Here is a 13938-nt window from a genome sequence, read left to right on the forward strand (position 1 = left end):
TTAGTTCACTATAGAGCTTTATATTTAAAATATGGCTTTGAATAAAACATCAGCTCTATTCAACAGCCATACATCTGCTTTTAAATACGGGGCAGTTTAGCAGATTGCATACTAAGTCCTATGGCACAACCTTTCAATTGCGGTTGCTGTATTTCTAATCTAAAAACGCTATATCTTATGGCTAGCAAGCTTTTTAAGTTAAGAGGGCTTCCATGAAGTTTGAACTTGTTTTGATATATTCGGATAATCTAATACGAATCTTACATGTAGCTCGGTCCCAGTTTTTAAAGCCTTGTTATCTACAATAAAATAAGGGCTATGATTTGGTGCCGCCTGAGTTAAGTCTTGATTTTCTGGTGTTGCACCCAAGAAAACAAAGAATGACGGCATTAACTTGCCATAATAGGCAAAATCTTCACTTGCGCTTGCATTATGATCTAAAACATGGAGTTTTGAATCGCCAACAACTTTGGCTAGGGTTGGCTGAATAAACTGAGTGAGCGCTTTATCATTCATGGTTACTGGAGCGTAAGGAGCAATTTCAACTTTGGCGGTCACGTCATTGGCTTGAGCGTTATGCTCTATCATGGCAGGTAAACTTTTTAAGATATTTGCCCGTATCTGCTCGTTGTTAGAGCGAATAGTCCCAATCATATTGACTTGTTCTGGAATCACATTGCCTGCTGTACCCCCTTGAATGTTACCGATGCTGACCACGCCCATGCCTTGGGTGAGATCAGTTCTTCGGCTAATAAGGCTCTGCAAATTATTAATCATTTGTGCCGATGCATAAATGGGATCTCTACCTAACCAAGGGGTTGAGCCGTGAACCTGCTTGCCGTTGACCTGAATACGCAAGTGATCTGCACTATTTAAAATAGCGCCATCTTTATAATAAAGGTGTCCACTTTGCATACCAGATATGACATGCATTCCAAAAATAGCCTCGGGTTTATAATCTCTAAATGCGCCGTCTGCGATCATTTTTCTTGAACCTATTTGATCACCCTGCGTAAAGTTGTCTATATCTGCTCCACCTTCTTCAGCGGGTTGAAAAACAAAGACAACGGTACCCGATATTTTATCTTTATTGGCAGCCAGAATTTTTGCTGCACCTAATAACATTGCAGTGTGTGCGTCATGTCCACAAGCATGCATTACGTAAGTTTCTTTACCTTGATAAATTGCTTTTTGTTTACTCGCAAAGGGGACATCACTTTTTTCTTCCATAGGTAGCGCATCCATGTCGGCTCTAAGCGCAATAATAGGGCCGGGTTTATTCCCTTTTAAAATACCAATAACGCCTGTTTTCGCATAACCTGTTTTGACTTGAATGCCATAAGACTTTAATTCTTTTTGAACTAGAGCAGATGTTTTAAATTCCATATTGCCTAGTTCAGGATGCTCATGAATATGTTGTCTTAATTGAATCACCTGATTTTCATTTTGTTGTGCAGCATCTTTTACCCAATCTGCTAGGCTCAGCTGGCTCATTAGAGCGAGTGGAAAAATCAAAGCGGCTTTTTTGTACATATCCTTATCCTAAAATATTATTGTTCATAATATTTGCTATCTAGATTTCTTATAATTCAGTTTTCAAAAATATTAAAAAATCAATAAGGTATAAAGAAAGACCTAAAAGGTATAGAGGAGCTAATTTGTTGATAAGACAATTATTATTTTAATTGGATAAAGAGATTAAATTAAAAAAGGAAGAGAAAATTCTCTCCCTTTGGTTAGTTTTTAGGCTCAGGTGGTGTCATTCCAAACTGTAAATAAGATTGGTTGGTTGCAATCCGACCTCGTGCAGTACGCATGACATAACCTTGTTGAATTAAATAAGGTTCAATCACGTCTTCAAGCGTACCGCTGTCTTCAGCCATCGCTGCTGCAAGCGCTTCGACTCCAGCAGGACCGCCATCAAAACGCTCGAGTAGCATGCTCAAATAACGTCTGTCTAAGGTATCTAAACCAGCTTTATCAACATTGAGCATATCAAGCGCGCGTTGTGCCATTTCATGGGTCACTTCACCTGTGCCTTTCACTTGTGCATAGTCACGAACACGTCTTAATAAACGGTTAGCGATACGAGGTGTTCCGCGTGATCGGCGTGCTACTTCTTCTGCGCCTTCAACTGTAATGGGTACATCCATTAAGTTTGCAGAGCGTGACACAATGTGAGTCAAGTCTTCTACAGAGTAGAACTCAAGACGTTGCACAATACCGAAGCGGTCACGTAATGGTGAGGTCAACAAGCCCGCACGTGTGGTCGCAGCGACGAGTGTAAAAGGTGGTAAATCGAGTTTAATTGAACGAGCAGCAGGGCCTTCACCAATCATGATGTCGAGTTGGTAATCTTCCATAGCTGGATACAGAATTTCTTCAATCACTGGAGAAAGACGATGAATCTCATCAATAAATAAAACATCGCCTTCTTCAAGGTTAGTCAGCATTGCCGCCAGATCACCCGCACGCTCTAATACTGGCCCTGAAGTAGATTTGAGGTTGCCACCCATTTCACGTGCAATAATATTAGCTAGTGTGGTTTTACCTAAGCCGGGCGGACCAAAAATCAGTGTGTGGTCGAGAGCTTCACCACGACCACGAGCAGCGCCAATGAAAATTTCCATTTGCTCGCGTACGACTGGTTGCCCAATATAGTCGGCAAGAGAAGTTGGTCGAATAGCCCGGTCAAAATGATCTTCAGGTTTTTCTGTTCCACTGATTAGACGGTCTTGCATAAGTGTTTTACTTCATCATGGATTTAAGAGCAGCACGAATAATATCGGCTGATTCTGTGTAATCGGCTTTAACCGCAGCAACAGCTTTTTGTGCTTCAAGTGGCTTATAACCTAAAGATTGCAACGCAGCTTCTGCTTCTGCAACAGGAGAGTTTGCAGCAAATTGAATTTGAGGCATGGTCGCCACAGTTGAAGTGCCTTGAGCCAATGTTTTGAAACGATCACGGAGTTCAATCATTAAACGTTCAGCTGTTTTTTTGCCAACCCCTGGAACTTTGACCAGCGTATTTATATCATCATGTTCAATGGTGTGAACCAATAACTCAACGCTTAGTGTCGATAAAATACCCAATGCCATTTTCGGGCCGACACCATTTACTTTTAATAAGGTGCGGAAAATTGTTTTCTCTTGAGCATCGCTAAAACCGTAGAGTTGTTGAGCATCTTCACGAACAACTAAATGCGTCCATAACGTAACTTTCTGGCCTTTTTGTAATTGGCAAAATGTTGAAAGTGGCGTATCAATTTCATAACCCACACCGTTTACATTTAGTAAGACAGTAGGGGCTTCTAGGGCAAACACTTCGCCAATTAAACATCCGATCATAGCGTAATTTCACTTATTCATAACTGTAAATCTGGTCGTTCTAAAATGAATTGAAAACGACACTGGTTTTATTTCTTTCTATATCAAGCCAGCTTAAAACAAGCCAATTTTATTACCTTGCAACTCTTGCGCCAAGCTATAAGCCTGATGATCTGAGAACTTACTGATAATATCGAGGACTTGCATGATATTGCTGTAGTGATTATTGCTAAAGCTAGCACCATATAGATTAAGGATAGACATTAAACGTTGTTCTTTAAAGCTTAAAGACTTATGTGGTGTTGTGAGCGGTACAAATGCATCCAAAATCGTTTGCAAACTTTGATGAGCAATAATTTCTAAACCAGATTTTTGTGGGTGCTCAAAAATTTTATCACGTGCCAAATTTTTGGCAGTTTCGATACCAATTGCAATATCTGGCGAACAATATTGCAAAAGATTGCCTTTAAGCTGACCTGTAATGATTTCATAGTGATTTTTAGCAAAAGCCGTAGTGACTTCATCAACAAGACGTTTCATGACTCGACCACGTAATGCTGAGATCTTTTGTTGCCATGTACTGTTTGGATGAGACAACTCTTCAGGTTGACCATAGTCGGCAATAAGATTTAGGAATATTGGTTCAACTTCTTGGTAACTCAGCATATTCAAGACAATGCCATCTTCTAAATCAATGAGGGCATAGCAAATGTCATCAGCAGCTTCTAGCAGGTAGGTGAGTGGATGACGGCAATAATGATATTCACCGAGTTGAATCAGCCCGAGCTGTTCAGCAATCTGTTTTAAAATTTCTTTTTCAGACTGATAACAACCAAACTTTGCTCTTTGATGGGAAGGGCGGTCACCCTGAGAAGCAATTGTTTTTGAAAGCCATGGATATTTTAGATAAGCACCTAAAGTTGCATAAGTTAAGCGCATACCGCCATCATTTGGATGATAGTCAATGCGACTTAATAGACGTAATCCTTGAGCATTACCTTCAAACTGACGAACATCAGCTTCTTCTTCGGGGCTTAGTTTCTTTAAAAAATCATCATGTGAGGCATCATCGAACCATTCACGAATTGCATATTCACCCGCATGCCCGAAAGGAGGATTACCTATATCGTGGGCCAGACAAGCTGCCTGAATAATTGCTCCGACATCGGCAGGTGAAATCCAAACGGGTAATTCATCTTTTATTTTTTCTGCGGCAAGCATACCCATTGAGCGACCAATGCAGGAAACTTCAAGGGAGTGTGTTAAGCGGGTATGAATGCCATCATGCTGTGCTAAAGGGTGAACTTGCGTCTTACGGTTTAACTGACGAAAACTTTGAGAAAATATAATGCGGTCATAATCTTTATGGAATGGGCTACGAGCCAGTTCTGTACTACTTTTTTTGCTACCTAAACGAACTGCGGAAAGCAGCTCTAACCAACGCATTTGTTCCATTTATCATTATTCAAAACTATAAAAGCTGATCATGCCAAAAAAAACTTAAAAGCACTAGCTTGGTGCGACATAGTTTGTCTTAGTTCGGGTTTTATTATGTTATTGAATAAACATGCAACAATTTATTTTTAGCAAGAATGACTAAAAAAATGATTTTGAACAAAAAACAAATCACTTCTTGCAGAATTAGGTTACAGAATACTGATTCTACATCTAGCTGATTTTAGCAAGAAGCAGTAGAATATGCGCTCTCTCTAAAGTCACATTGCGGTAAGGTTCACAAGACCTGCCCGTGGAGCCAAAATCAACATGTTTATCGTGGCCGGTGCAGCAGCACATTCTTCTTTTAAGAAAGCTCAACTATTAACACGTTTATCGTCAATTAGTTCTGTTCAATCTTTTGACAGCCAATGGGTCTATTTGTTTGATCAAGCGCTCAACGAGCAGCAACATCAATCTGCTTTGCAATTATTGAATGACGGTGAGTCTTTTGAACTTCGTCAATCTGCAAGTGATGAGATTCAGATTTTAGTTACACCACGTGTGGGTACTATTTCACCTTGGTCTTCTAAAGCAACTGATATTTTCAAAAACTGTAATACACCAGTACACCGTTTAGAACGTGGTCTTTTATTCACGTTAAAAGGCGTTACTGAAATTACGAATGAAGTTAAACAAGTACTTCATGACCGTATGACAGAAACAGTTTTTGCTCAAATTGAAGATGCAAAAGCATTATTCTCAGAAACAGCTCCAAAACCATTAAATTCAATTGATATCTTGGGCCAAGGCAAAGAAGCTTTGGTTAAAGCGAACAATGAGTTCGGTTTTGCGCTTTCTGAACAAGAAATTGATTATTTAACAGAAGCATTCGGTAAGCTTGGTCGTAATCCAAATGATATCGAATTGATGATGTTTGCACAGGCGAACTCTGAACACTGTCGTCATAAAATCTTCGGTTCTGAATGGACAATTGATGGTGAAAAACAACCATTATCATTGTTCCAAATGATTAAAAACACTTATAAAGAATCACCAACTGATGTTTTATCTGCATACAAAGATAATGCTTCAGTAATTGTGGGTTATGACACGATGCGTTTTTATCCAAAAGCGGATGAAAATGGTCACTTTGTTTATAAATATAAGAGCCAAGCAGCTCATATTTTAATGAAGGTTGAAACTCATAACCACCCAACAGCAATTTCTCCATTTGCTGGTGCTGCAACTGGTTCAGGCGGTGAAATCCGTGATGAAGGTGCAACTGGTCGTGGTGGTAAGCCAAAAGCTGGTTTAACAGGCTTTACAGTTTCTAACTTAAATATTCCTGGTTTTGAACAACCGTGGGAAGAAAACTACGGTAAGCCTTCACGTATGGCATCGCCATTACAAATCATGATTGAAGGCCCATTAGGTGGCGCGGCATTTAACAACGAATTCGGTCGCCCTGCATTAAATGGTTATTTCCGTACTTTCGAACAAAATGTAAATGGTGAAGTGAAGGGCTTCCATAAGCCAATCATGATCGCTGGTGGTTACGGTAACATTCGTCCTGACCATGTAGAAAAAGATGCGATTCAACCAGGTGACTTGCTCATTGTATTGGGTGGCCCTGCAATGTTAATCGGTCTTGGCGGTGGTGCAGCATCTTCTGTAGACAGTGGTACAATGGGTGAAAGCCTTGATTTCGCTTCTGTACAACGTGAAAATCCAGAAATGGAACGCCGTTGCCAAGAAGTAATCGATACATGCTGGCGCTTAGAAGACTTCAACCCAATCGTTTCTGTACACGACGTTGGTGCGGGTGGTCTATCAAATGCTATGCCTGAACTTGTGAATGACCATGAGTTAGGTGCAGTTCTTAACCTTCGTAAGATTCCTTCATTAGAACCGGGCATGAGCCCAATGGAAATCTGGTCAAACGAAGCACAAGAGCGTTATGTTCTTGCAATTCGTCCAGAGTCTTTAGAACAGTTCGAATCAATCTGTGCTCGTGAACGTTGTCCATTTGCCGTGTTAGGTGAAGCAACTGAAGCTCGTCATTTAACTGTTGAAGATCCATTGTTCCAGAACAATGCAGTTGATATCCCAATGCAAGTAATGCTTGGTGGTACACCGCGTATGCAACGTTCTTATGAAACAATTGAGCGTAAAGGTAACGAGTTTGACGCTTCAAAAGTTGATTTGAAAGATGCGATTTTCCGTGTATTGAAAAATCCTACAGTTGCTTCGAAATCATTCTTGATCACCATTGGTGACCGCTCAATTACAGGTATGGTTGCACGTGACCAAATGGTTGGTCGTTGGCAGATTCCTGTTGCAGATGCAGCAGTGACGACGACAAGTTTACAAGGCTTCACTGGTGAAGCAATGGCTATGGGTGAACGTCCACCAGTTGCATTGTTAAATCCAGCAGCGTCTGCTCGCTTGGCAGTTGCTGAAGCAATTACTAATATTGCATGTGCAAACATTGAACAAATTAGCGATATCAAACTTTCTGCAAACTGGATGGCTGCTGCTGGTCAAAAAGGTGAAGACCAAGCATTGTTTGAAGGTGTGAAAGCGATTGGTATGGAAATGTGTCCTGCTTTAGGAATTGCGATTCCTGTAGGTAAAGACTCGCTTTCAATGCGTACTACTTGGAACGAAAACGGTGAAGACAAAGCTGTAACATCTCCAATGACAGGTGTAATTACTGCATTTGCTCCAGTAACAGATGTTCGTAAAACTTTAACACCTGAACTTAAGAATTTAGAAGATTCAGTACTTGTACGTATTGATTTATCTAAAGGCCAGTTCCGTTTAGGTGGTTCGATTCTTGCGCAAGTATATAAAGCAATCGGTTCAATCACTCCAGACGTTGATAGTTTTGATGATTTCAAAGCGTTCTTTGCTTTAATTCAAGATTGGAACAACCGTGGCTTGATTCAAGCTTACCATGACATCGGTGATGGTGGTTTACTCGCAACTGTTGCTGAAATGATGTTCGCTGCACGTTTAGGTGTTGCATTAGAAGACCAAACTCCAGCAAGTTTATTTGCTGAAGAAATTGGTGCAGTTCTTCAAATTAAGGCAACTGATTGGGACGCTTTACAAGCAGAAGTTGCTGCATCTAGCTTGAAAGATGCAATTGCTGTAGTTGGTCGTGTAAACAACACAGATCAATTATCTGTAAATGGTTTGACTTTAGAGCGTGCAGAATTGCAACAAGCTTGGTCTGAGGTATCTCATCAGATCCAACGTTTACGTGATAACGTAGAAACTGCTGACCAAGAATTTGCTTTAATTGCAGATAAATCACATCAAGGCTTAATTGCTAAACCAACATTTGACTTGAATGAACCTATTGAAGCACCGTTCATTAACACACGTCGCCCTAATATGGCGATCTTGCGTGAGCAAGGTGTAAATGGTCATATTGAGATGGCGGCAGCCTTTGATAAGGTTGGTTTCAATACCGTTGACGTACACATGAGTGATTTACTTGCTGGTCGCGTTAGCCTAAGTGATTTTGAAGGTTTAGTGACTTGTGGTGGTTTCTCTTACGGTGACGTAATGGGTGCTGGTGGTGGCTGGGCAAAATCTGTATTGTTCAATGCGAAATTACGTGATCAGTTTGAACAATTCTTCCATCGTGAAGATACGTTCAGCTTAGGTATCTGTAATGGTTGCCAAATGTTGTCACAATTAGCGCCACTTATTCCAGGTGCTGAACACTGGCCACGTTTCCACCGCAATATGTCAGAAGTTTTTGAAGCTCGTAGCGTAAACGTTCGTGTTGAAAAATCTGTTTCTGTATTGCTTAATGGAATGGAAGGTTCGATTTTACCGATTGCTGTAGCACACGGTGAAGGTCGTGCAGTTGCGAGTGAAGCTGATATTGCAGGCTTGAATGCAGCGAATCAAGTTGCTTTGCGTTATGTTGACAGCCATGGTAACCCGACTCAACATTATCCATTGAACCCGAATGGTTCACCTGAAGCGATTACTGGTGTAACGTCTAAAGATGGTCGTGCAACAATTATGATGCCACACCCAGAGCGTACTTTCCGTGCAATTCAACACTCTTGGAGTCCAGAAGAATGGACTGAAGATGGTGCATGGTTACGTATGTTCCGTAATGCACGTAAGTTTATCGGGTAATATAAAAGTTGAAATAAGCCACCGTAAGGTGGCTTATTTGTATGTAGTACGATATTAATAAATAGCAGAGAAGAAAAATGAAATCAAAAATCCATTTCCATGAATTTGCATTACTAATGGCATTGCTCATGTCTATTGTTTCTTTTTCAATAGATGCAGTCCTACCTGCTTTGGGCGAAATCGGACGAGTTTTTGACTTAAAAAATAATAATCAGACACAGTGGGTCATTATTGGTATTTTTTCTGGTATGACGATTGGTCAATTGATTGCTGGGCCTCTATCCGATGCAATTGGCCGTAAACGCATTTTATTCACAGGAATTGTTATTTACTTTCTGGGAAGTTTATTGTGCTTTACCACACAAAGTTTTGAATGGTTTTTAGTTGGACGTTTCATTCAAGGGGTTGGCGTATCAGGTCCTTACGTGGCTTCTATTTCAATTGTTAGAGATAAATACAGTGGGGCTCAAATGGCCCGCATCATGTCTTTAATTATGATGGTGTTTATGGTTGCCCCAGCAATTGCACCAAGTTTGGGACAGCTCATTATCCATTTCTTTGGTTGGCGTGAGATCTTTGTTTTATATATGGCCTATGCCACAGTTGTGGGGGCATGGGTTGCTTTACGTTTGGAAGAGACGTTACTTCCCGAAAATCGTTTACCTATGCGCCTACAAGCATTTCAGGAAGGCTTTAAAGAAGTCGTAAGTAACAAAACCACCATGAGCTATTTGCTATGTGCAGGTTTCTGTTTTGGTGGATTCATTGGTTATTTGGGTACTTCTCAGCAAATTTTTATGCAGCAGTTTGGTAAAACAGGGCAAGAGTTTAGTGCATATTTTGCTGTGCTTGCTGGTGTGATGGGAATCGCTTCATTTACAAATTCTAAAATTGTTATGAAGTTTGGTATGCGTCCAATCTGTATTTATGGCTTTCTAGGTTTGTGCTTAATTTCTTTAGTTTTCTTAGGAATTCAACTTTTGGGTGTGGCTGTTTCATTCTGGATGTTTATGCTTTATGCCTGCATTTTATTTTTATTATTTGGAACTTTATTTGGAAATTTAAACGCAATTGCAATGGAACCGATGGGACATGTTGCTGGTATGGCATCGGCCATTATTGGTGCAGCATCTTCTGTTTTGTCACTTATTCTTGCATCTATTATTGGGCAATTATATGACGGTACATTAATACCAATGACTGGCGGCTTCGTCATTTTATGTGGTTTAGCATTTATGATGACAATATATGAGAACAGATATTTAAAGAATTCGAATGCTTAGAATTATAAAAATGCAGCTAGCACACTGAAATTTAAAATTTTGTTCAGAATAAGAGCTACATAAAAATGAGTGTAGCTCTTTTAAGCATTTTAGAAGAATTATAAGCCTATAGACATTCGGCTATTTAACACTTTATAGTTTGTTTAAAATTGGATCAATTTTTGCTTTCTCTGTAACAACGATAAAAATCGGAGATCAAAATGATGAAAAATAAGTATCATATAAGAACAATGTATACCAAAGATAAGGGCTGGCGCCTGTTTGGCTTGGCGCTTGCCATTCAAATCCTCTTTATTGGAGCAAATTATTTGGTAATGATGAGCTGACTTTGATTTAGAAGCTTTTTTAACGGTATGATTTAAAGCAAGTTCACTAGTTTTGAGTCATTCTACTTATGTTAAAGCTGATTTATTACGTGCCTGATTCACATCTTGAGTCGACTAAACAAGCTATTTTTTCTGCTGGTGCGGGGGGGATCGGTAATTACGAACACTGCGCATGGCAAGTGAAAGGAATAGGGCAATTTAAACCAGTCAAAGGTGCAGATCCTTATATCGGAGAGCTGGGTGAACTTGAACAAGTTGATGAGTGGCGCGTTGAAACAATTGTAATTGAAGAAAATGCAAAGGCTGTAGCAAAAGCATTAAAGGCAAGCCATCCTTATGAAGAGCCTGCCTTTGAGTTTATTCAAATCATAGAAATTGATTTTTAATTAAACTGTGAGAAATCTGGTTTACGTTTCTGCATAAATGCTTGTACAGCTTCTAGCATTTCTGGAGATTGAACGCGTTGCATAAAGATTTCAGCTTCATGGTCAATACATTCAATAATTTGATCTAAATCATGTTTCATTAATGCTTTGGTTTGTTTTAATGAGGCAAGTGGCAAAGCTGCTAAATGTTGAGCAGTTGCCTGAGCAGATGCATAAGCATCTTCAACAACTTCATTAACTAAGCTTGCTTGTACTGCGGTTTCTGCATTAAATTTTTTCGCAGTAAATAGAAGTTCAGCTGCTTTGTGATAACCCGCTTGTTTAACCAATAATTGGCTTGCACCGCCTTCTGGAGAAAGGCCAAGACTTACAAATGGAATTTGGAAAAGGGCGGTATTGTCAGCAAAAACTAAATCTGCATGTAATAAAATCGTAACACCAATACCAATAGCCACACCTTTTACTGCAATAATAAGTGGCTTCGATAATCTAGCAGCAGATTTAAGGAGTACAAACGGAGGAACTTGACCTGCTGGGCCTAGATTAGGATTTTGTACAAAACCCATAAAATCTTTCATGTCATTACCAGCGGTAAAATCTTGCTCTACACCACGTAGAACGATTACTCGTACATCTTTGTCTTGGTCAGCTTCATCAAGTGCTTTGGCAATCCATAAGTAAAGTTCGCCATACAGTGCATTTTTTGCTTCTGGGCGATTTATGGCTAAGGTGAGTACGCCACCTTCTAAATTTGCGTGTAAATGTTGATGAGGTTGTTGAATACAGCTAAGTGTCATCGTACTATCCTTGCTTTAAACCACGTTGTTAATTTTTAGGTTCTCATTATGGCGCATATTTTTTGTAATGCGGTTAACTGGTGAGTTCATAAAAAGTGAAAATCTAATTATGTATAAATTTGACTATCTCGTTTTTATAGGGCGTTTTCAACCATTTCATTTAGCTCATATGCAGACAATTGAAATTGCCTTACAACAAAGCCACTATGTCGTTTTGGCATTAGGTTCTGCTCAAATGGAACGTAATATTAAAAATCCGTTCTTAGCAGTAGAGCGCGAGCAAATGATCTTGTCAAATTTCTCGTTAGAAGAGCAAAAACGCATTCGTTTTGTACATGTAGTAGATGTTTATAATGACGAAAAATGGGTCAAACAAGTCAAATTTTTAGTGAATGGCGTAATTGAACCGAACTCAAAAGTTGGTTTGATTGGACACTTTAAGGATGAGTCTTCATATTATTTACGACTATTTCCTGAGTGGATTATGGTTGAACTAGATAGTTTAAAAGATTCAATTTCGGCAACGCCAATGCGTGAAGCTTATTATCGTGGTGAAATCCAAACGGAATTTTTCCCTGTAGGAACTATTCAATTTTTGGATGAATTTAAAAAAACACGCACTTATCAACAGTTGCAACAACGTTTTGAAGAAGATGATCGTTCTAATCTCGATGATTTTGAATAAATGTATATCGATTAAGCATCTGCCCAAAAGATAATTCGGTTAGAAAAAGGATCGGTGATACTGAGTTCAAGTGTCTCCCAATCTGTTTTTTCAACTTGAGGCTTAGAAAATTTATAATTTTTTTGGCTTAGTTCACTGTGCAACTCATAGATATGTTCCCAATAGATACGGATCGCGCTATGAGGACTCGCATCTCCAAAATGCTCGGATAAATGAATAACGCAATCATCTTTAGAAATTTGTAAATATAACGGAAAGTTGTCTTCAAATTGGTGTTGCCAATCAAGCTGAAAACCTAAGAACTCAAGATAAAATGATTGAGCTAACTCGACATCAAAAATTCTTAAAATAGGGGTGATCGAACCTGATTGCATCTTTTTTCCTTTTAACGTGTACCAAATTGTTGAGTCCAATAGCTCTTTTGTTTTACAGATTGATCAGAAGCACAAGCAATTGCATAGGTTGTAAATTTAGGGTTCATTAGGTTACTACAATGTAGGGGACTCGACAGCCACCTAGACATCACTTCATCTAATGTTTTCTGTCCACTCGCGACATTTTCACCATTGGCTTTACCGAGTGTATTATAAATTTTCAAACGTGATTTTAAATCTAGTCCCGTGGAGCCAACATGTCCGAGAAAGTTGTGTGTTGCCATATCTTCACTATGAGAAAGTGCACCTTTATATAAATTATTACTCCAACTTAATGGTCTGGTTGCAGCGAAATGTTGTTGTCCACATTGGCGTGATTGCTGGCGAATTTGATTAATTATTTTAAGTACGGTTTGTTGATAGGCAGGGTTTTGTAAATCTTGGCAACTTATTTTTATAGGTGGAGTTTCAACTTGCGTGGTAGATGGTGTAATTGAGGGCGGCATACTGGATGAACTAACGGAGCAAGCAGAGATAACAAGACCACTAGACAGTAAATTACAAACTTTGAGCAGACTCATGTAAATACCTTAGCGTGAATTATTCTAATGTCTTTATCATACGCCAAAGTAAAGGAGTAAGTAATTTGTTCATATACAAAAAACGAGCATTATGCCCGCTTTTTGTTTCTTAAGTTTATTAAGCTGTTTGTAGAGCTTTTAAGTCTTCTAGAACTTGCTCTGCATGCCCAGCTGCTTTAACTTTGCGATAGCTTTTAACTAAAGTTTTGTTATGGAAAATAAAAGTAGAACGTTCAATACCCATTACTTTTTTACCATACATATTCTTTTCTTTAATCACATCAAAGTGATGACAAAGAATTTCTTCTTTATCACTGATCAGATCAATAGTAAGTGCTTGCTTCTCTGTAAAATTTTGATGGGCTTTTACCGAGTCACGTGAAATACCGAAAATACGGGCACCTAAAGCATCAAACTGATCTTTCAAACAAGAAAAACCCACTGCTTGTGTTGTACATCCTGGTGTTGAATCTTTAGGATAGAAGTAAATGATTAGCCATTCATTTTCGACTTCGGTCAAGTTCACTTCGCCGTGTGTAGTAGGGAACACCTGATTTGGCAGTTGAATATTCTCAGACATT

General features: G+C 39.2%; 13 protein-coding genes. 5 read left to right on the forward strand and 8 right to left on the reverse strand.

Annotated features, from left to right (window positions below; genetic code table 11):
- Positions 1 to 198: 198 nt before the first annotated feature.
- The 4 genes from MKL33_RS00390 to MKL33_RS00405 form a co-directional block, all read right to left on the reverse strand.
- Positions 199 to 1533, reverse strand: a complete 1335-nt coding sequence (locus MKL33_RS00390; protein WP_069035769.1) for a M20 family metallopeptidase — start codon at positions 1531 to 1533, stop codon at positions 199 to 201.
- A 203-nt stretch (positions 1534 to 1736) separates the two neighbouring features.
- Positions 1737 to 2741, reverse strand: coding sequence for a Holliday junction branch migration DNA helicase RuvB (gene ruvB / locus MKL33_RS00395; RefSeq protein WP_002052424.1), 1005 nt, complete (start codon positions 2739 to 2741; stop codon positions 1737 to 1739).
- Between the two features lie 7 nt (positions 2742 to 2748).
- Positions 2749 to 3348: a Holliday junction branch migration protein RuvA gene (ruvA, locus tag MKL33_RS00400; protein WP_002118762.1), complete on the reverse strand. Its 600-nt coding sequence runs from the start codon at positions 3346 to 3348 to the stop codon at positions 2749 to 2751.
- Positions 3349 to 3441: 93 nt separating this feature from the next.
- Positions 3442 to 4782, reverse strand: a complete 1341-nt coding sequence (locus MKL33_RS00405; RefSeq protein ID WP_014207388.1) for a deoxyguanosinetriphosphate triphosphohydrolase — start codon at positions 4780 to 4782, stop codon at positions 3442 to 3444.
- A gap of 309 nt (positions 4783 to 5091) precedes the next feature.
- On the opposite strand from MKL33_RS00405, the gene purL reads away from it, so the two are divergent.
- The 4 genes from purL (at position 5092) to MKL33_RS00425 (ending at position 10920) form a co-directional block, all read left to right on the forward strand.
- Positions 5092 to 8925, forward strand: a complete 3834-nt coding sequence (gene purL / locus MKL33_RS00410) for a phosphoribosylformylglycinamidine synthase (RefSeq protein WP_069035770.1) — start codon at positions 5092 to 5094, stop codon at positions 8923 to 8925.
- A gap of 77 nt (positions 8926 to 9002) precedes the next feature.
- Complete coding sequence (locus MKL33_RS00415) at positions 9003 to 10208, forward strand: multidrug effflux MFS transporter (RefSeq protein WP_270906270.1); 1206 nt, start codon at positions 9003 to 9005, stop codon at positions 10206 to 10208.
- 200 nt (positions 10209 to 10408) lie between these two features.
- Positions 10409 to 10534 (forward strand): KGW motif small protein, encoded by a 126-nt coding sequence (locus tag MKL33_RS00420; RefSeq protein ID WP_002118600.1) that lies wholly within the window; start codon positions 10409 to 10411, stop codon positions 10532 to 10534.
- Between the two features lie 68 nt (positions 10535 to 10602).
- Positions 10603 to 10920, forward strand: coding sequence for a hypothetical protein (locus MKL33_RS00425; RefSeq protein ID WP_005067788.1), 318 nt, complete (start codon positions 10603 to 10605; stop codon positions 10918 to 10920).
- Here MKL33_RS00425 and MKL33_RS00430 read toward each other — a convergent pair.
- Entirely contained in the window at positions 10917 to 11717 is an 801-nt protein-coding gene (locus MKL33_RS00430) for an enoyl-CoA hydratase-related protein (protein ID WP_005073113.1), read from the reverse strand. The two genes, MKL33_RS00425 and MKL33_RS00430, sit on opposite strands and share 4 nt — an antisense overlap.
- A 109-nt stretch (positions 11718 to 11826) precedes the next feature.
- Here MKL33_RS00430 and MKL33_RS00435 point away from each other — a divergent pair, with 109 nt between their 5' ends.
- On the forward strand, positions 11827 to 12402 hold the full coding sequence (locus MKL33_RS00435) for a nicotinate-nicotinamide nucleotide adenylyltransferase (RefSeq protein ID WP_075383547.1): 576 nt from the start codon (positions 11827 to 11829) through the stop codon (positions 12400 to 12402).
- Between the two features lie 11 nt (positions 12403 to 12413).
- On the opposite strand, the gene MKL33_RS00440 is transcribed toward MKL33_RS00435, so the two are convergent.
- The 3 genes from MKL33_RS00440 to MKL33_RS00450 form a co-directional block, all read right to left on the reverse strand.
- Complete coding sequence (locus MKL33_RS00440) at positions 12414 to 12776, reverse strand: glyoxalase superfamily protein (RefSeq protein WP_005067793.1); 363 nt, start codon at positions 12774 to 12776, stop codon at positions 12414 to 12416.
- 11 nt (positions 12777 to 12787) lie between these two features.
- Positions 12788 to 13357 (reverse strand): CAP domain-containing protein, encoded by a 570-nt coding sequence (locus MKL33_RS00445; protein WP_005073120.1) that lies wholly within the window; start codon positions 13355 to 13357, stop codon positions 12788 to 12790.
- 118 nt (positions 13358 to 13475) lie between these two features.
- Positions 13476 to 13937, reverse strand: coding sequence for a peroxiredoxin (locus MKL33_RS00450; protein ID WP_017399250.1), 462 nt, complete (start codon positions 13935 to 13937; stop codon positions 13476 to 13478).
- Between the last annotated feature and the right edge of the window lies 1 nt (position 13938).

The organism is Acinetobacter sp. AOR43_HL (assembly GCF_027854635.1).
GTDB classification, from domain to species: domain Bacteria; phylum Pseudomonadota; class Gammaproteobacteria; order Pseudomonadales; family Moraxellaceae; genus Acinetobacter; species Acinetobacter pittii.